Genomic DNA, 19938 nt, shown 5'->3' on the forward strand with positions numbered 1-19938 from the left:
CTACATATAGTATTTTATTCTGCAAATTACCACTATATGTAGTATTACTTAAAATATTATAAAATAACTTCTATTAGAATTCAACTACTATCGTTCTACAAAATAATCACATATTAATTTGAATTTTCGGAAAAGGATAATATTTATACATTTGCCTTGAAAAATTATTCGTAAAATTATTGACTAGGGACATGCTGTGTGATATTGTTTTCTAGGTTGAATTTCTAATTGGATTTCAACGGGTAACCTAGCAGGCTGTAAGGAGAGTATTAAGGTTATCCTGTTATAATTTAATAATATCGGAGGAATGATAAATGAACAAAAACACCCACCTTAAAAAGGAGTTAGGACTAGTTATTGCTACAGCACTTGTAGTAGGAAACATGGTAGGGTCAGGAATATTTATGCTGCCTGCAACTTTAGCTAGCAGTTCGGGACCTGGGGCTACTATGATAGCATGGATATTGACAGGAATTGGATCAATATTTTTGGCACTTTCTTTTGGAAAGTTAGGTTCAAAGATACCTAAAACTGGAGGTCCATACGAGTTTTCAAAGCTTGCCTTTGGTGATTTTATGGGTTTTATGAATGCATGGCTTTACTGGAATGCGTCATGGATAGGTAATGCTGCAATTATTACTTCTGTTGCCAGTTATACTGGTAAATTATTTCCTATTATAGCTAATAATAAATTAGCTGCATTTTTATACACAAGTGCTATATTATGGATTTTCACACTAGTTAACGTTATGGGTGTTAAAAAGGCAGGAATAGCACAGACTGCGACAACAATTATTAAAGTGGTATTATTCACTATATTTGTTGCTTTGACTGCTTATCATTTTAATCCTGAATATATAAGACCAGCTTTTCCACAAGGAAAAGGTGTAGAAACTATCCCAGCTGCAGCAGCTGCAACACTGTGGGCTTTTACAGGCTTTGAGAGTGCATCTGTTACTGCAGGGGAAATTAAAAACCCTGAAAGAAACATTAAGCTTAGTACAATACTTGGAATGATAATTTCAGTAATTATTTATATGGCTATAAGCTTTTTTGCCATGGGAGCTATGCCTCAAGATGCATTGGCAAATAGTTCCTCACCGATAGTTGATATATTGGCTCAGTACCTTGGAAGCGGAGTAACTAATATTATATTAATAGTTTCAGTATTAGGAATTATGGGAACAGCAATGGGATGGATAATGTCTACTGCAAGAATGTCTTATGCTGCAGGAGAAGATGGAGTATTTCCAGAAATATTTGCAAAGGTACATCCTAAGTACAATACTCCCCACGCTTCACTTATAATAGGTTCAGTGCTTGTTAATATATTACTTGTAATGAACTACTCAAAGTCAATGCTCGCGGCTTTTAACTTTATAATGATTTTAGCAACCCTAGCATATCTGCCAGTATACGCTAGTACAGCTGCAGCAGAGATAATGCTGCTAGTTAAGTGTGAAGGCAAGTTTAACCTTTGGAAGTTTATTAAAGCTTCAATAGTTCCTTTAATGGGATTCGCTTATGCAACTTGGGCTGTATATGGAGCAGGAGCTGAGGTAGTTATGTACGGCTTCCTATTGATGTTGTTTGGAGTTCCTTTCTATTTATATGTTAGGCTTAAGGATTCCGTTAAGATGAAACAAATAAGAAGCTTTGAAGAAGAAAAGCTTTCAGCATAATAAAAAACAGCAGTGACCTGAGGGGGCTGCTGTTTTTATTTTCCTTTAATTTTTAAGATCTTAAAAATTAAAGGAAAATAAAAAATAATTGAAAAATATAGAAAATTTGAAATAGTACTATTGACTTGGAGGTTTATGGTGATATAATTAAATTATAGGTTGTAATGACAACATTATAACATGTCAATATATCAATAGTATATGATAGCAAATTAGCACTTGGAAGGAAGTGTAGTATGAACAATCTACTAAACAAGACGCCTAAATACCAGCAAATTATTCAATACATAATTGATAAAATAGAGAAGAAAGAATTTAAAGAGGGCCAGAAGCTTCCAACAGAAGAAGAATTATGCTCCTATTTTAATGTAAGCAGAATTAGCGTTAGAAAGGCTTACGATGAACTTATGCATCAAGGATATATTATTAGGAAGCATGGAAAAGGAAGTTATGTAAATACTTCATTAATGGTAATGCAGCTAAATTCCCTTCAGGGGTTCACTGAAGAAATGAGATCAAGAGGAATAAGGGTAACTTCAAAAGTATTGAAATTTGAACTCGTTAATGCAGAACAAGAAGTTTCAAATAAGCTTCAGATAGAAAAAAACTCAAAGGTCTATGCTATCGAAAGATTAAGATATACGGATAATGAACCAATGGCAATTGAAACAGTATTTATACCGTATTTTTATTGTCCAGATTTAGAAAATCACAATTTAACCAATTCTCTATATGAAATCTTACAAAATTACTATAAGATAAGCCCGGTAAAAGCAAGTCAATCAATAGAAGCTGATCTCGCAAATAAACGGGAGCATGAAATCCTTAATATAAAACTAAAGGCACCTATATTAAAAATAGAGCGTATATCATATTTAAACAACAATACACCTATGGAATATGTTACATCTCTATATAGGGGAGATAAGTATAAGTTTTATGTAATGCTTAATAAATAAAGGGTAGTAGCATGGATATTAGAATATTTACAATTCGAATTATAAACCATAATTTATAAATTAATTAATTTAATTGAGAATATATAGGGGAGAGAATGGGAGGTATTTATGGACACTATAAAACAGTATACCGCTAACTTACAAAAACCTCGTAATAGAAAAGGTTTGAAAAATTCTACGAAAGAGTCTTTAGTTGGATGGAGTTTTATCTTACCAATGCTAATAGGGTTTTGCATATTTTGCTTTATTCCAATAATCACTTCTTTAGGCATATCTTTTACAGATTGGAATCTACTTCAGGCCCCTAAATTTGTTGGATTACAAAACTACACAAGATTAATTAAAGATTCATCATTTATAAAATGTGTTAGTAACACTTTGTTTTTTGTGTTGACGATGGTTCCTTCAATTTTAGTGATATCATTAATCTTAGCACTTATACTAAATAAAGGACTTAAAGGCAGGGGATTTTTTAGAGCTGCTTTCTACATTCCATGTATAACATCAACAGTGGCTATAAGTATGGTCTGGTTATGGATTTATGGCCCTCAAAATGGAGTTCTTAATTCTGTTTTGGGTACCTTTGGAATATCTAGTGTAGATTGGCTGGGTAACCCACTAACTGCAAAGCCTGCATTGGTTATCATGAGAATATGGCAGGCAAGCGGGTATTATATGTTGATGTTTTTAGCAGGACTGCAAACGATTCCGGATAGTTTGTACGAAGTTGCAGAAATAGATGGAGCAACTAAATGGGAAAAGATAAGACATATAACTCTTCCATTACTTGCACCAACAATGTTTTTGGTAATAATACTGCTTACTATAGAATCCTTTAATATTTTTGAAGCCGTTTATGTAATGACAGAAGGTGGCCCAGCAGGAGCAACTGATACATTAATGTATTATATATATCATAATGGATTTAGGCTTTATAATATGGGATATGCGTCATCGATAGCATGGTTTTTATTTTTAGTATTAATAGTTTTGACCTTAATTCAATTTAAATTTAAGAAGGAGGATATATATTAATGGAAAGAGAGACATATAAAAGCAGAAGTAAATTCTCACAATCTCTGTGTAAATGTTTACTGTATTTGATTTTAATTCTATATGCATTTATAACTATATATCCTTTCATTTGGACTATTGCATCGTCACTAAAATCAACTCAGCAATTTTTAAATAGTAATCCATTAGACTTAATACCTAAACCTATAAGATTGTCAAACTATAAAGAAGCTTGGAAGACAGTACCTATGGGAAGGTTCATTTTAAACTCTGTATTCATTACATTGTTTGTTACAACAGTTCAGGTGTTAGTGGCATCTATGGCTGCCTATGCTTTCGCTAAAATAAGTTTTAAGGGTAAAAATATTATTTTTATATTATTTCTAGGTACGATGATGGTTCCGAGTCAGGTGACTTTAATTCCTAATTATATATTACTTAGAAACTTTAATTGGTTGAATAAATATCAAGCATTGCTAATACCTACAATTTTCTCGGGTATATGTGTTACAGGAATGTTTATCTTAAGACAATATTTTTTATCAATACCTAAGGAAATTGAAGATGCAGCTATAATAGATGGATGTTCACGATATGGCGTATTTTGGAGAATTATATTACCTAATGCAAAACCAGCAATGGCTACATTTGCTATTATAAGCTTTAACTCTCATTGGAATTCTTTCTTGTATCCATTAATAATGATGAATGATGTTAAAAAAATGCCTATCCAAGTTGGAATAGCCTATTTTAAGAGCATTTCGCAGCAAACAGGAGGACCTCTTCTTGCTGGAACTACGATGGCTATACTTCCGGTAATTTTGGTATTTCTAATATTCCAAAAGTATATAGTAAATGGAACATTAACCTCTGGAATGGGTGGAAAGTAGATTAATTATGATTGTTAAGTACCTGTATTAATAAAGGTATTTACATAAAAAATAATGGGGGGCTTTGTTATGAAATGTAAAATGAAAAAGTTACTAGCTATTGCAACTATGGCAGCAATTTTATGCACATCAAGTTTTGGATGTGGAAAAGAACAAGAAGTTAAAACTAATGCACCAAAGCAGAAGACAGTAGTTAGGGTTATGTCTTGGTGGAATTTTCAAGATTCTAAACCACTTAAGGAATTAAAGTCTAAATTTGAAAGCGCTAATCCTGATTATGAACTTCAATTTGACCAAATTGCAACTAAGTATGCTGATAAAGTTCTTACAGTTGTAGCTGGTGGAGGAGACCAAGTACCAGATGTAATGATGCTAGCTATGGATGTGGTACCAAGGTTTGCTAAAGCAGGTGCCATACAGCCTCTAGATAAGTATATTACAGACAGCTATAAGAAGGATTTATATCCTGTAGTTTTAGATGCATTACAATTTGATGGAAAGATATATGCAGCTCCGCGTGATATAACTTCATTTGTAATGTATTGCAATAAAAAAATGTTTGAAGATGCAAAGGTTCCTATACCAAAGGCAGGATGGACTTGGAATGATTTCTTAGAGACTGCTAAAAAACTTACTAAATTAGAAAATGGAAAGCCAGTTCAGTGGGGATATCATTTTTCTAAAACTAATGATTCAATTTTCACATGGCTGATACAAAATGGTGCTGGTTATACCACAAGTAATAAAAAACAAAGTATACTCAGTTCTCAAGAATCACAAGAAGCAATACAGTTTTTATATGACTTAACTTATAAACATAAGGTGTCACCGACTATAACAGAGGCAAAACAATTTGGTACAGATGATAGTGCTGCGTTTCTTGCAGGAAAAGTAGCAATGCAGATTGGAGGACTATCAACGTCTGTTGCCTTTGATAAAGCGGGTATTAATTATGTTAAGGTGCCGCTTCCAATAGGAAAGAAGCAAGCGACTACAGCTTTTGTAAATTCATGGACTATTCCAAAAGGTGCTAAAAACCCAGATGCATCGTGGAAGGTTATAGAATTCCTGTCTAGCAAAGAAGGACAGCAAATAGCACTTTCAACAAAAATGGGCTTACCAGCAAGTAAAAGTGTAGATATATCCGAATTTATAAAAGAAAGAGAAGATAATAAACATTTAATAGATGCTTTGGAGTATTCTATTCCATTCACAACACTTTCAAATGGTGCCGAATACTATGACTTAGTTAATAAGAGCCTCGAAAAAATCTGGTTCAATCAAGCAAAGATTGACGAAGTTACAAAATCAATAGATAGTCAAGGTAATACAATGCTTAATAAATAGTATTAGTAAGTATAAAGGAGGGAGTAAGATCCTTCCTTATTTATAAATATGGAGGATTAATTATGGTAGGCAAAGGTATCTACTTGGAAATAATTGGAGATATGCTACAAGAGATTGAGAAAACTCAGGCTGATAATATTGAAAAAGCATCAAAGTTAATATATGAATCTATTAATAATGGAGGGGTGCTTCATACTTATTCTACAGGGCATTCTCATATGATAATGGAAGAAATGTTCTACAGAACTGGTGGATTAGTTCCTGTAAACCCTATTTTTGATAGCAATACAATGCTTCATCAGGGTGTTCTTAAGAGCACAGAATTGGAAAGATTATCGGGGTATGCAAAAGTAGTACTAAATAACGCTGATATTAGAAAAGACGAAAATATATTAATATGCTCAAATTCAGGTATAAATGCTGTTCCAATTGAAGCAGCTATTATAGCAAAAGAAATGGGACTTAATGTTATTGCAATAACCTCAGCAAGCGTATCAGAAAAAGCAAAATCAAGACATAGTTCTGGACTCAAGCTTAAAGATTTGGCAGATATAGTAATAGACAATTGCATAAAGGATAGTGATGCAGCCATTAAAATAGAACAAACCAATCAATTAGTAGCTCCTGTATCTACTATAGTTGGTTCATATATAGTAAACCGAATAGTCATTGATGTAGTTAATGAATTTTTAAAAAACAATACAATTCCACCTGTATTTATGACTGCTAATGTAGAAGGTGGATATGAATTTAATGAAAAACTGATTTCTCAATATAAAGAAAGGATAAAGAGCTTTTAATATGGGCTATTATATTGGAATTGATGGCGGAGGAAGTAAAACTGAACTTCTGTTATGCAACAAAGAAGGTGAGGTGAAAAAGCATTTAATTACCGAGGGTACGAATACAGCGAATATACGTGAAGATAAAGCTATAAACAACATAGAAAAATTAATTAATAATGCCTTGCTGGGAATAGATAAATCTAATGTGGATTATATATCAATTTGTGTTCCGGGTTTAAAAAAATACTCTAGTCAAATTACTTTACTAAAAGAATTTCAAACTAAGTTTAGTATTATGGGAGATGAGTTGAATGCTTTCTATGGTGCTTTAGGTAACGATAGAGGAATAGTAATTTTAAGCGGAACAGGTTCATTTGCGATTGGAAGAAATAGCATTGGAAAGATGCATACAGTGGGGGGGTGGGGAGCAATATCACAAGATGAAGGAAGTGGCTATTATATGGGAGTACAGGCATTAAAGGCTGTGATGAGAAACTATGATTCTATGGGTAGAGATACGATACTTTCGAATTTAATTCTAGAAGCTTTTAATATAAAAAGTATAAATGATTTAAAAAGCTTTTTGTATAATGGTAGTTGTGGAGTGAAAGAGATAGCTGCACTCAGTAAGCTCGTTAAGTATGGAGCAGAAAATCATGATTTTGTATGTAAAGACATTGCAAATGACTGTGCTTATAAGTTATTTCAACTAGCAGAGGGAGTTATTAATAGATTAGAAATGTACGATGAAAAATATAATTTATGCTTAACTGGGGGGATAAGTAATTTTAAAGGGTTAATATTAAATCCCTTAAATGAACTTCTAGAAAATAAATATTTAAATATTCATATAAAAGAACCGGAGTTTACACCAGTGGTTGGAAGTATTATATTATGCTTTATACAAACTGGAAGGAGTAATTTAGATAAAAATATTGAGGGGATAAAAAAATCATTAAAGGATGTGAAGATTAGTGTTATCTAGTATTTATTTTAAAAGCATGAGGGAGATATTAGATAAAATTGAAAGAACACAAGGAGAAGCTATTGATAAAGCAGCTGAAATTATTATAAATTCAATAACTAATAATGGAATGCTTCACTTAATGGATACGGGGCATATGCTTATGTATGAAGCAGTTGGAAGAACAGGTGGGCTAATGTCAATGAGACCAGTTAGGCTTTCTGTGCAGGTAGAAAATCCAACTAGAAAGAGGGTTAACCTAAATAGACCTACAGCGTACCTTGATGGTATTGAGGGTTTTCCAGAGTTTATACTTAACAAGTCAAATATGGAACCTGGAGATGTCCTTATTATAGGCTCTGTATCAGGAAAAAATATATTGCCAGTTGAACTTGCTTTAAGAGCTAAAGAAAGAGGAATAAATACAATAGGTATTACATCAGTGGAATACTCTAGTAAATTAAATGGAGAGCACCAATCAGGCAAAAGATTATATGAAGTTTGTGATATAGTTCTTGATAATTGCGGCAACATAGGGGATACGTTAGTGCATGTAAATGAGATAAATAAAGATATTTGCCCATCTTCTGGGATAGCTGCAGCTTATTTAATTTGGGCATTACAAGCTGAAATTGTTGAGAAGTTGATTAAGTTGGGAAAAGATCCTTCTATTTATATTAGTAATCATATGCCAGATGCGCTAAGACTTAATAAAGTTGCTTGGGAACAATATGAAAGAAATGGATATTAGGAGAATAGATTATGATTATGGAACTTAAGAATAGGTTCTTATCTGTTGGTTTTGATACTAATAAGATGAAAATCGTTTCAATAATTAATCTGATTTCTGGCGATGAGTATATTAAACAAGAAAATGATGCTGAAATATTTGAACTTACTTGTATAGACTTTGAAAATAAACTATACAAGGTTTATCCAACAAAAGTTGAAAGTGCAGAAATAATACAAAAAAGAAATAGCGAGACTCTAAGAGTTAAATATTTAGTAAATGATGATTTTAAGGTGACAACAGATATATCTATAAGCCAGCAGTCGGATTTACTTAATTGGAGTATTGCTATTGATAATAATAGCAATAAGTATGATATTGTTGAGATTTTATACCCAAGAATTAGGGGGATTTATTTAGGTGATACTTGGGAAGATGATATTATTATACTTCCACATCATGCAGGGGAAAAAACAATAAATCCTTATGAAGAATATAAAAAACCTGTTTTTAAAAATATGTGGAGAGCGGGAGTTAAAGAAGAAAACTTTAATTATAGGGAATTAAATTATTGTGGTTTAGCATCTATGACATGGATGTATTATTATGATAAAAATAACGGATTCTATATAAGTTCTTGTGATGATGAATTTCCAATTACAGCATTAAGATTTGAGACTTCAAATGACATAAATCCATGGGTAGGGTTTGCCATAAGAAAATACAAGAAAATATCTAGGAATGAAAGCTGGAATTCAAAGCCATATATTATGTCCATCAACTGTAAAGATTGGCATTGGGGGGCTAAGATATATAGGAAATGGATAGATAGATATATAACAATGCCAGAGAATCCAGAATACTTAAAAGATCAATGTGTTTTGATGAATATGTATAATTTTAAAAGAGAAAGACAAGTTCAATATTCATTTAGTGACATACCTTATTTATTTAATTATGCTAAAAGTTTTGGTATAGATCATTTTTTTATGGCGGGTTGGAATAGGATGGGATTTGATCAAAACTATCCTGAATATTATCCTGACCTTGAATTAGGAACCTCTATGGATCTACACAAAGGATGCCAGTATATAGAAGACAATAACGGTATTTCTACATTTTATATTAATACTAGAATTTTTGATGTAAAATCTGATTACTTTAATACTTTGGGGAAAACAATGGCTATAAAAGATAGTAAAGGAAACATGATATTTGAGAAATATGGAGATTATGAGTTTACTGTATCCTGCCCTTCAGATACGTTATGGCAAAAGTATGTAATAGATACAGCTACTTGGATGATAAAAGCTTATGGTGCTAAAGGAATATATCTGGATCAATTAGGGTCGGCTGAGCCTTGCACGTGTTATGATTATAGTCATTCTCATAAAGATATTGGAGAGTTCCCACAGGGGTATTTAAAAATTCTTAAGGATATTAAAGCACAGATAAACGAGCTTAATCAAGACACTTTTATTATGATAGAAAATTGTGGGGATATATATGGTAGCTATATTTGGGGGAACCTAACCTGGAACGGAGATGTTAGAGACGAATTCTTTAACCTGTATAAGTATACTTTTCCCGAATATGTGCAAATAAATATGGTTAATCCTAAAGAGGTAAGTGACTCAGAACTCAGAAAGGAATTATTTTATAAAGATATTGAAAGAGCTGTATTATTAGGGTCTGTGTTATGGGTAAATCCTTTAACTAAATTCGATATATACAATGAAGAGGACATTAACTTGTTAGAATATTTAAGGAAAGCAATAAATTTTCGTAAAAAACTTAACACCTATATAAAAGAATGTAGATTTGTTGATGATGAGGAAATAATTAGTATTTCAAAGAACATCAACGTGACCCATTGGGTTGGAGATAATAGCGACGTATATGTGATTGGCAATAAGGATCTAAAAGAGGGGTTTTTTGAGGTACAGCAAGCTGGAAGAGTTTCAGTTTCTTATGCTTTAGAATGTGGAAGTAATTATAATTATGTGATTGATAAGGTAGACAATAAAATGACAATACAAGTGCCGCAATCACAACTAAGCTTTATTGTTTTTGAAAATTGAACTATTAGTGATGTGTAGATTGGGTTCCTATTTCATATTTATAATGATTAATTTAAAATATAATGACAGTAAAGCTATTTGTAAGGAGAAATATAAATGAAGCTTATAGTCTTAGGTAACTATGGGACGTTTCCGGGAAAAAATGGTGCATGTTCAGGTTACTTGCTGCAGGATAAAGGAGTAAATATACTAATTGACTGTGGTAACGGAGTTATGAGCAGGCTTCAAAATTACTGCAGTATAAATGATTTAGATGCAATTGTTTTAACTCATTTACATAGGGATCATACATCGGATATGCATATTTTAAAATATGCTATTGAGACTATGATGGAGTTTAAAACAATGAATAAAGCGATAAAGGTATATTTGCCGCTTACTCCATTTGATGAATACAAAAGCTTTATATATAAAGATGTATACAAATTATTTTCTATTCAAGATAGAAATACTATAGATATAAAAGGTATAAAGGTAAGCTTTTTTGAAATGAGCCATAGTGTAGAAAGCTATGGAATAAGGGTGGAAAATAACGGTAAAGTATTTTCTTATAGTGGTGATACAGTTTTTAATGATAATATTAAAAGTTTAGCACAAAACTCGGATTTTTTCATGTGCGAGGCAACTGCTACTGAGAGAATGAAAAGTATGGCTCCCAATATACCACATCTCACTCCTCGTGAAGCTGCTTTAATTGCATCTGAGGCTAAGGTTAAGCTCTTGGGTTTAACACATTTTTGGTTTGAAGAAGAGAGAGAAACATATTTTAAAGAAGCATATCAATTTTTTGAGAATGTAATTCTATCTGAAGAAAATAAAGAATATTTATTTTGAGGGAAAAAACGTAAGTATTTAGATAATTTATATTAGGATAGATAGTATAAAAAACCATGCAGATACTGATGAGGCATGGTTTTTTTTTATATATTATTCAGCTAAAAGATCAGAATTTTAGCACTTATATAGTTGCACACTTTTTCTATACACATTATAATGCCTATAAAGAGATGTTTTATATGAAAATGTAAAAAGCTAAGGTCAAAAAGCGCAGGTTAACATTCTATTAGGGGAATATCTACAATAATGAAAAAAATCTTTTAGCTTAAGAGATAAAATTATATTTGTAGATGACTACAATTATAAGTATATAAGAAAGGAAAGTATAATGAAGCTTCAGTTTAAAAAAGTAGGGATGAGGAATATAAAAACTGCTATAGCTGTGGTTATTTCAGTGCTTATATCAAAGTCGCTTAAAATGGAATATCCTTTTTATGCAGCTATTGCTTCCATTATTTCATTGCAGAATTCTGTGGAGAATTCCTTTAAGGCTGGGAGAAACAGAATGCTTGGAACTATGATAGGAGCCTTGGTTGGTTTTATTTGCGCTTCTATAAGCCCTGAAAACCCTATTCTAGTTGGATTAGGAATTGTTTGCGTAATTTACTTATGCAACCTTTTAAATTGGAAGGAGTCTGCTTCTATTGCAGGGGTTGTATTTTGTGCTATAATGCTTAATTTAAAAGGAAATAGCCCTATTCTTTACAGTATAAATAGAATTCTAGATACCTTTGTGGGGATAACGGTAGCTATTGCCGTAAATTATTTCATAGCACCTCCTAAGGTGAATGAGAATGCTAAAGCTTAAAATATAGCTATAAGAGGTGATCTAATGCTTTATAAATACGAAGATAAATATCCTAAAATACATAGTAGTGCTTTTATCGCTCCAAGTGCGGATGTGATTGGTGACGTTACAATAGATGAGGACTCAAGTGTTTGGTTTGGAGCTGTTATTAGAGGTGATGAAAATTATATAAAGGTTGGGAAAGGCACTAATATACAAGATAATTGTACTGTCCATATAAACAACAGTGATTATGCAACAAGAATAGGAGATTATGTGACTATAGGGCATAATGCAGTAGTTCATGCATGCACTATTGGTGATTATTGTTTAATTGGTATGGGAGCAATTGTTTTAGATGGTGCTGAGGTTGGAGACTATACTATTATTGGAGCAGGAAGTCTAGTCACTAGTGGGAAGAAGATACCTTCAGGAGTTATAGCTATTGGCTCTCCTGTAAAGATTGTAAGAGAACTCACTAATGAAGAAAAGAAAGAGCTTGAAGATTCTGCCAAGAACTATATAAAATTTGCTAGAAAATTTAAGTAATTATGGTATAATTAAATAAAAAGACAAGGGGGTATTAGTATGGAGGTTTTAAATAACTTAGGACTTAGTGCGTTATTCGGACTTTTAGGAATACTTATATTAGCAGTAGGTTACGTTATATTTGACAAAATGATTCCACTAGATTTTAACAAAGAGCTTGAGAAAGGAAATGTAGCTGTAGCAATAGTTATAGCAGGCATGCTTCTTGGAATAGCTATTATAGTATCAAGAGTAGTGGCAGCTTAAAAGTTAATAAGGGATTTGTTAAAGAGCTTAAGAAGACTTAGGCTCTTTAATTTTTTATTGTCTATATTTTTATTCTTTTCAAACAATGCAAAAATATAAGTGATAAAGTGGTATGATAATATAGTAAATTTGCTGGAGAATAAACTGGGAGGAGAGTTACAGATGAAGTATTTAAGACAGCTTGCTATTATATTAGTCATTTGTTTCTTAGGTGAAGCCCTAAATAGATTATTCAATATACCTATACCAGGTAATGTTATAGGTATGGTTATACTTCTTATCGCTTTAATTACTGGCATTATTAAGCTTGAGTCAATAGAAGGTGTAACTGATTTTCTACTTAAGCACTTGGCTTTCTTTTTTGTGCCTGCAGGGATTGGAGTTATATCTAGTTTTGATATTATAAAAACTAGCCTTATCCCAATGCTTATAGTGATTGTTTTGTCTACGATAATAGTTATAGCAGTTACAGGAATCACAGTGCAGCTTTTGAAAGGAGGCAGGTAATATGAGGGAGCTCTTTGACACTCCATTATTTGGGATAATGATTTCGCTTTTAACCTTTGAAATAGGGGTTTATTTAAATAAGAAAACAAAGAAGGCTATTTTTAATCCGCTACTTATAAGTCAAAGTTTAATTATTTTATTCTTAATTAAATTTAATATAAGTGTGGAGTCTTATAATAAAGGCGGGCAGTTAATATCATTTTTTCTAGCCCCTGCAACGGTTATACTTGCTGTACCTCTATATAGGAAGATTAAACTTTTAAAGGAAAATGCTGCACCTATTTTAATAGGAATAACAGCTGGTTCAGTTGCTGGCATGGTAAGTGTTATATTACTAGGGAAATTGTTTGGGTTGCAGGAACTGATAAAAACTTCTATGATTGCAAAATCTGTTACTGCTCCTATTGGTATTGAGATATCAAATCAAATTGGAGGGGTTTCTGCTATAACTGTTGCAGCTATTATTATAACGGGAATTTTCGGTGCTGTGGCAGGTGATTTAATCTGCAAGCTTCTAAGAATAAAGGATAAGGTAGCAGTTGGTACGGCTATAGGAACTGCGGCCCATGCTTTAGGAACTACAAAAGCTATGGAACTTGGCGAAACAGAAGGAGCCATGAGCAGTCTTTCTATTGGAGTAGCCGGATTAATAACTGTAGTTTTAGCACCTGTAATGGTAAAATTATTTTTATAGCTATAGATTTTTGACAGCGGATTAACCTGCTGTTTCTTGTTTTTTTGCATAATTACTTTGAGGTAAGAAAAACTATTATTAAGTTTGGAAAGGAGTGAAAAGCAGTGAAAAAACGCATTATGATTATAACTCTCATATTTATATTGATATTTGGGTATAGAGTGGATGCAGAAACAAATAAATATGAGGTTCATTTTATTGATACAGGACAAAGCGATTGTATTTTAATAAAAGGACCAGATAAAAGCTATTTAATTGATACAGGCTTTGAAGGTTCTTATGAGAATATATCAAACTATATAAAATCCAGAGGAGTAAGTAAGCTTGAAGAGGTTATTATAACACATTATCATGATGATCACTATGGAAGTCTAGAAAAGCTTGTGAAGAATGATTTGGTTAAGAAGGTTGTTCTTCCAAGACATCAGGAGAAGTATAGAGAGTTAGTATTTTCATATTTGAATGATAGAGATGTTGAAGTTGAATACATAAATGAAAATTTTGTTATAAAAAATGAAGGTATAAATATAAAAGCACTCTTGCCTAAAAAAGAAGATATGGAAATTGAAAATAACAATGGAACGGTTCTTGTCGGAACAATAGATAATGTAAAGTATGCTTTCATGGCTGATGTCGAATTGGATAGAGAAAAAAGCCTTGTAAAAGAAAAAGAACTTATAAATGCAGATATCGTTAAGGTTCCTCATCATGGATTAGATACAAGTTCAGCAGAAGGATTGGTTAGGGTGTTAAATCCTAGAGCTGTAATAATTACCTGCGATGGAAGAGAAAGTCCAAGCAGAGAAATATTGAATAGATATGAAAATTATAAGACTGCAATATTTAGAACAGATATGAATGGAAATATACTTGTTAAAGCAAAACCTGAAAATAAAGAGATTGAAATTATAACTAGTAAAGTGATACAATAAACATTATTTAAAATATAGGTGAAATTACAAGGGGGACTACATATAATGTTTAAACTAGATGCTTTATCAAAAATGACAACTGAAGAAAAATATAAATATATGCTTATACTTGTGGAAGGTCAGTGCAGTTCCGAAAAGGACGCTTTAGCTAACTTAAGTAATGCAAGTGCAATTATAAAGTCATGTATGGATAAATTAAACTGGGCGGGTTTTTATTTTATGAGAAGCGGTGAGCTAGTGCTTGGACCTTTTCAAGGACTTCCTGCTTGCAATAGAATTGCTGTTGGAAAGGGAGTATGTGGAACTGCAGCTGCTGAAAGAAAAATTCAAAGAATAGCTAATGTCCATGACTTTCCGGGTCATATTGCTTGTGATTCTGCTTCAAATTCCGAGATAGTTCTTCCTATAGTAAAAGATAATGTAGTTTATGGTGTCTTGGATTTAGACAGCCCAGAACTTAATAGATTTACAGAGCTTGAAGAACAATATTTAGCTAAGTTTGTTGATAAGCTTAATAAGTATATTAATTGGGATGAACTTTAATTTAGGTTAATTGTAAAAAAGAAAAACTGGAGAAAAATCTCCAGTTTTTCTTTTTTACTTTTTATGTTTCATTCTTATAAATATCTTAGCAATTTCATTTACTATAAGAGGTACTATTGATAAAGCGCCTACAAATAACCAATCTTTTGCGTTAAGATCAAATACCTTGAACACATCTCTTAAGAATGGCACTGTTATAACTACGTCCTGTAGGAATATTCCAAATAGAACTGAAGCTATAAGGAACTTGTTTGTAAACCAGCCAATTTGGAAAATAGACTTGCTTGGGTGTCTCATGTTTATTGAGTGAACCAACTGAGATACGCTAAGTACAACAAAGGCCATAGTTTGTGCATGAGTTAAAGCATCTTCTGAAATATTTTCAGGGAAGATTGGGAATAAAGCAGTTGTACCTGTGTAAACTCTTGCTCCTATAACAAAGGCAGCCAGTGTTAATAAACCTATCAAGATACCATTTAAAATTAAACTTACGCCTGCACCTTGAGCAAACAAGCTATGCTTAGGATTACGAGGCTTTTCTTCCATAACATTTGGGTCTCCTGGGTCAACTCCAAGAGATAATGCTGGAAGCGTATCAGTAACAAGGTTAACCCATAGTATGTGAATTGGTTTAAGCGGTGATGCCCAACCAAGAAGTATAGCAAAGAATAAGGCAATTATTTCTCCAGTGTTGCAGGATAATAGGAAGATAATAGATTTCTTAATGTTGTTGTAAATATTTCTTCCTTCTTCTATTGCAGAAACTATAGTCTTAAAATTGTCATCTGTAAGTATCATATCAGATGCACCTTTTGCAACGTCCGTTCCTGTAATTCCCATTGCAACTCCGATATCAGCAGCTTTTAGTGATGGAGCGTCATTTACACCGTCTCCTGTCATGGATACTATGTTTCCCTTTGCCTTGAAGGCCTTAACTATTTTAACCTTATGCTCTGGAGAAACTCTAGCAAATACTCTTAAGTTGTCAATTCTATTGCTTAACTCTTCATCAGAAAGTTTATCTATCTCTGCTCCGAAAATAGCCTGTGATGGATCGTCGGCAATGCCAAGCTCCTTAGCTATTGCAAAAGCAGTGTTTTTATGGTCTCCGGTTATCATTATTGTCTTTATTCCAGACTTCTTGCAAAGTGCTATTGAGTCCTTAACCTCAAGCCTTGGCGGGTCAATCATACCTATTAGACCTATGAAGGTTAATTCAGTTTCTAAAGTATCTATTTCAACGTGAGGTGACTCAATCTTTTTAAAGGCTGAACCTAAAACTCTAAGAGCGTCATCAGACATAGCATTTGCCTTGTTCATTATCTCGTCTATTATATCTAAAGTTAATGGAACTACCTCGCCGTTTATATAAGCATTTTTACAAATCTTAAGAAGGTTGTCTGTTGCACCCTTTGTGAATACATAGTATTCTTCATCATATTTGTTAACTGTTGTCATAAGCTTTCTATCAGAATCAAAAGGCACTTCGTTTATTCTAGGATGCTGCTTTTCAAGATCAGTCTTAAATATATTAAATTTAACTCCTGCCTCTAAAAGAGCTATCTCTGTTGGGTCGCCAGTTTTTGATTCTTCAGTATAAGTAGCGTCATTACAGAGCACTATGTTTTCTAAAAGAAGTTTATGCTCTGGTTCATCTATATTTAATGAAGAAAGTTCGCCAAAAGCATTGTCTGCATAGAATTTAACAACTGTCATTTTGTTTTGTGTTAATGTACCAGTTTTATCGGAACAAATTATGTTTACAGATCCGAGTGTTTCAACTGCAGGAAGTTTTCTGACAATGGCATTTTCCTTTATCATTCTTTGAACGCCTATAGCAAGAACTATAGTAACTATAGCAGGCAGGCCTTCTGGTATAGCCGCAACTGCAAGGCTTATAGCTGTAAAGAACATTTCAAATAAGTCTCTTCCTTGGATTATACCAACTACGAACATAACAGCACATATACCAAGAGCAGCAAAGCCTAAGATTTTTCCAAGCTCAGCAAGCTTCTTCTGAAGTGGAGTCTGTTCAGTTCCACCTTCTTCAAGCATTTTAGCGATTTTACCTATTTCAGTAGTCATACCAGTTCCAACAGCTACTCCAACACCTCTACCATAAGTTGATAGAGTTGACATGAAGGCCATGTTCTTTTGATCCCCGAGAGGAGTATCTGGAGCATCTAAAACTAAATCTGAGTTTTTATCTACTGGAACGGATTCGCCTGTAAGTGCTGATTCTTCGATTTGAAGATTTGCTGTTTCAATAAGTCTTAAGTCGCAGGGAATATATCTTCCTGCGTCTATAATTACTAAATCACCAGGAACTACTTCCTCTGAAGCAATTTCTTTAAGCTCTCCATCTCTTTTAACAATTGCTTTAGGGGTTGAAAGCTTTTTGAGTGCCTCAAGAGCTTTTTCAGCCTTGGATTCCTGAATAAGGCCTACTATAGCATTGATAAGAATAACAAGTGCAATTATTATTGAGTCACTTATTTCTCCTAGTATGCCAGAAATAAGAGCTGCACCTAATAGAATATAGATCATTGCGTCATTTAATTGAGCAAAGAACAATTGGAACAGGCTTTTACTTTTTTTAGCAGCAAGCTTGTTTTCACCATACTTTTCTAGTCTAGCTTTTGCTTCTTCTGACGTAAGTCCATGAAGCGCATTAACCTGAAGTTCATTAATAACTTCATCTTTACTTTTTACAAACCACATACAATTCACCTCTTTCATATTATTAACAAATAAAAAAACTTTATTAGAGCAAAATAAAAAGACCTTTGCTCAGCAGTGTGAACAAAGGTCTTGCATCTCAAATAGAGCTAATTGCCCGGGCTTTCGGCCGTAATGACGAACAATTAAAAGCTTAAAAAGCTTTAGCTACTCCCCTTTTTCTTAATTATAGCATATGGTTTTTTAAAACTCAATATGTGGTAAGTGAAATTTTTGATTAATTCTTGTCAATAATTCAGTATATAGGATTTTTATGATTCATATATTGTATAAAGCAATTTAATCGAAGGTAAAAAGGAAATGAGGGGTAGTAAAATGATGAACGAATATGATTTAGTTGAAGACGCAAGAATTATTAAGACAAGCAAGGTATTTAGCAAGAGGGTTTTAATAGGTTTTATAGCATTAATGCTATTTTTTATCGGATGTGCTGTATCTTTTAAAACCACTTATTTATATGCAATGCATCAAATAGAAATAAAAGAAAAGGAAGAGGAGGAGCTCTCTCAAAATAAAAATAATCTATCTAGAAAGACTTATTATATAGAACAGAAAATTAGAAAAGATTTAGAAAAAATCAATCAGCAGGCAAAATAGATTGCAAGAGCTTAAATATTGTGGTGAAATATAGGTAAGGGACAAGAAATATAAAAGCAGCCTGTGGTAAAAATACTGCTATGCTTGGTTATTTTAAAGAGCAACTAGAAATCAAGATATCAAGATAAGAAGATATCTAGCTGGTATTTATACTTTAGCTTTATTACTAAAGATAGGAGAGGTATTCATGCAAAAAATATTGGTAACAGGGGCAGGAGGATTTCTTGCCTCAAGATTTTACGAAGTTTATAAGAACAAGTATGATATTATTTCTTTAAAAAGAGGAGATTTGGATATTACTGATGAAGCAAAGGTTATTGAAACTATAAGAGATGCTAAGCCTGATTATGTGCTTCATACTGCTGCATTAGCAGATACGGGAAAGTGCGAGGAAAATAAAGAACTTTCATTTGCTATAAATGTTAAAGGAAGCATAAATATTGCAAAGGCTTGCAGCTTGTCTAAAGCAAAGCTTCTTCATTTTAGTACTGAGCAGATTTTTAATGGAAATGTAGAAGCAGGACCATACAGCGAGAAGAGTATTCCAGTTGCTAACACAACCTACGGAAAGCACAAGCTTCAAGCTGAAGAAGAGATTAAAAATATTTTAGAAGAAGCATGGATTTTAAGGCTAACTTGGATGTTTGGACTTCCTGAAAGATTTAAAAAGGTTAATTCCAACATAGTTTGGAATGTAGTTTCTGCAGCTATTAAAGGAAACAGCTTAAAGATTCCTACCAATGAATTTAGAGGCATGACCTATGCTTATGATTTGCTTAAAAATATTCCAAATATAATTAAAGTGCCTTATGGAATTTATAACACAGGAAGCGAAAATAATTTAAGTACCTATGACATAGCTAAGCTAGTTGTAGAAGAGCTTGGTTTATCCTATAGAATTGAGAATATAATTCAAAAGGATGAGGAAAGGTATAAGGACTTGCCAAGGGATATTAGAATTTCCAATAAAAAGTTTAGAAATTTAGGAATTGAGTTTTTAAGTACTGAAAAAGCTATAAAGCAGTGTGTAAATGATTTTGGAATGAGGTTTTAAA

The 19938-nt window shown here is 32.7% G+C and carries 20 protein-coding genes; 19 read left to right on the forward strand and 1 reads right to left on the reverse strand.

Going from position 1 to position 19938, the window contains the following annotated elements; translation table 11 throughout:
* The first annotated feature begins 314 nt into the window (after positions 1-314).
* The 17 genes from NBE98_RS00800 (at position 315) to NBE98_RS00880 (ending at position 15547) form a co-directional block, all read left to right on the forward strand.
* Positions 315-1682 (forward strand): APC family permease, encoded by a 1368-nt coding sequence (locus NBE98_RS00800; RefSeq protein WP_250811381.1) that lies wholly within the window; start codon positions 315-317, stop codon positions 1680-1682.
* Positions 1683-1918: 236 nt separating this feature from the next.
* Complete coding sequence (locus tag NBE98_RS00805) at positions 1919-2641, forward strand: GntR family transcriptional regulator (protein WP_250811383.1); 723 nt, start codon at positions 1919-1921, stop codon at positions 2639-2641.
* 108 nt (positions 2642-2749) lie between these two features.
* A complete protein-coding gene (locus NBE98_RS00810) occupies positions 2750-3676 on the forward strand; it encodes a carbohydrate ABC transporter permease (RefSeq protein WP_250811385.1) in 927 nt (308 codons plus the stop codon).
* A complete protein-coding gene (locus tag NBE98_RS00815) occupies positions 3676-4545 on the forward strand; it encodes a carbohydrate ABC transporter permease (RefSeq protein ID WP_250811387.1) in 870 nt (289 codons plus the stop codon). The genes NBE98_RS00810 and NBE98_RS00815 overlap by 1 nt, the downstream gene beginning before the upstream one ends.
* Positions 4546-4614: 69 nt before the next feature.
* The gene (locus tag NBE98_RS00820) at positions 4615-5892 is read left to right on the forward strand and encodes an ABC transporter substrate-binding protein (RefSeq protein WP_250811389.1); all 1278 of its coding nucleotides are present in this window, start codon (positions 4615-4617) and stop codon (positions 5890-5892) included.
* Between the two features lie 62 nt (positions 5893-5954).
* On the forward strand, positions 5955-6692 hold the full coding sequence (locus NBE98_RS00825; protein ID WP_250811391.1) for a sugar isomerase domain-containing protein: 738 nt from the start codon (positions 5955-5957) through the stop codon (positions 6690-6692).
* A 1-nt stretch (position 6693) separates the two neighbouring features.
* Positions 6694-7662 (forward strand): BadF/BadG/BcrA/BcrD ATPase family protein, encoded by a 969-nt coding sequence (locus tag NBE98_RS00830; RefSeq protein WP_284703583.1) that lies wholly within the window; start codon positions 6694-6696, stop codon positions 7660-7662.
* Positions 7652-8392, forward strand: a complete 741-nt coding sequence (locus NBE98_RS00835; protein WP_250811394.1) for a sugar isomerase domain-containing protein — start codon at positions 7652-7654, stop codon at positions 8390-8392. The genes NBE98_RS00830 and NBE98_RS00835 overlap by 11 nt, the downstream gene beginning before the upstream one ends.
* 11 nt (positions 8393-8403) lie before the next feature.
* Positions 8404-10452, forward strand: a complete 2049-nt coding sequence (locus NBE98_RS00840; protein ID WP_250811397.1) for a DUF6259 domain-containing protein — start codon at positions 8404-8406, stop codon at positions 10450-10452.
* Between the two features lie 96 nt (positions 10453-10548).
* Positions 10549-11286 (forward strand): MBL fold metallo-hydrolase, encoded by a 738-nt coding sequence (locus NBE98_RS00845; RefSeq protein WP_250811399.1) that lies wholly within the window; start codon positions 10549-10551, stop codon positions 11284-11286.
* Between the two features lie 331 nt (positions 11287-11617).
* The gene (locus NBE98_RS00850) at positions 11618-12097 is read left to right on the forward strand and encodes an FUSC family protein (RefSeq protein ID WP_250811400.1); all 480 of its coding nucleotides are present in this window, start codon (positions 11618-11620) and stop codon (positions 12095-12097) included.
* A 24-nt stretch (positions 12098-12121) separates the two neighbouring features.
* Positions 12122-12625 carry a gamma carbonic anhydrase family protein gene (locus NBE98_RS00855; protein WP_250811402.1) on the forward strand — a complete coding sequence of 168 codons (504 nt, stop codon included), beginning with the start codon at positions 12122-12124 and terminating at the stop codon, positions 12623-12625.
* Positions 12626-12664: 39 nt separating this feature from the next.
* Positions 12665-12871 (forward strand): DUF350 domain-containing protein, encoded by a 207-nt coding sequence (locus NBE98_RS00860; protein ID WP_250811404.1) that lies wholly within the window; start codon positions 12665-12667, stop codon positions 12869-12871.
* A 162-nt stretch (positions 12872-13033) separates the two neighbouring features.
* On the forward strand, positions 13034-13378 hold the full coding sequence (locus NBE98_RS00865) for a CidA/LrgA family protein (RefSeq protein WP_250811406.1): 345 nt from the start codon (positions 13034-13036) through the stop codon (positions 13376-13378).
* Position 13379: 1 nt separating this feature from the next.
* Positions 13380-14072, forward strand: a complete 693-nt coding sequence (locus NBE98_RS00870; protein WP_250811408.1) for an LrgB family protein — start codon at positions 13380-13382, stop codon at positions 14070-14072.
* Positions 14073-14176: 104 nt separating this feature from the next.
* Complete coding sequence (locus NBE98_RS00875) at positions 14177-15004, forward strand: ComEC/Rec2 family competence protein (protein ID WP_250811410.1); 828 nt, start codon at positions 14177-14179, stop codon at positions 15002-15004.
* A 45-nt stretch (positions 15005-15049) separates the two neighbouring features.
* Positions 15050-15547 (forward strand): GAF domain-containing protein, encoded by a 498-nt coding sequence (locus NBE98_RS00880; protein WP_250811412.1) that lies wholly within the window; start codon positions 15050-15052, stop codon positions 15545-15547.
* A gap of 54 nt (positions 15548-15601) precedes the next feature.
* Here the strand turns inward: NBE98_RS00880 and NBE98_RS00885 are convergent, their stop codons facing one another.
* A complete protein-coding gene (locus NBE98_RS00885) occupies positions 15602-18268 on the reverse strand; it encodes a cation-translocating P-type ATPase (protein ID WP_250811414.1) in 2667 nt (888 codons plus the stop codon).
* A 333-nt stretch (positions 18269-18601) separates the two neighbouring features.
* Here NBE98_RS00885 and NBE98_RS00890 point away from each other — a divergent pair, with 333 nt between their 5' ends.
* Together NBE98_RS00890 and NBE98_RS00895 are read left to right on the forward strand one after the other, a co-directional pair.
* Positions 18602-18883, forward strand: a complete 282-nt coding sequence (locus tag NBE98_RS00890) for a hypothetical protein (RefSeq protein WP_250811416.1) — start codon at positions 18602-18604, stop codon at positions 18881-18883.
* 145 nt (positions 18884-19028) lie between these two features.
* Positions 19029-19937: an SDR family oxidoreductase gene (locus NBE98_RS00895; RefSeq protein ID WP_349305974.1), complete on the forward strand. Its 909-nt coding sequence runs from the start codon at positions 19029-19031 to the stop codon at positions 19935-19937.
* The last annotated feature ends 1 nt before the right edge of the window (position 19938 follow it).

Origin of the sequence: Clostridium swellfunianum (genome assembly GCF_023656515.1) — a bacterium.
Taxonomy (GTDB): Bacteria; Bacillota; Clostridia; order Clostridiales; family Clostridiaceae; genus Clostridium_AT; species Clostridium_AT swellfunianum.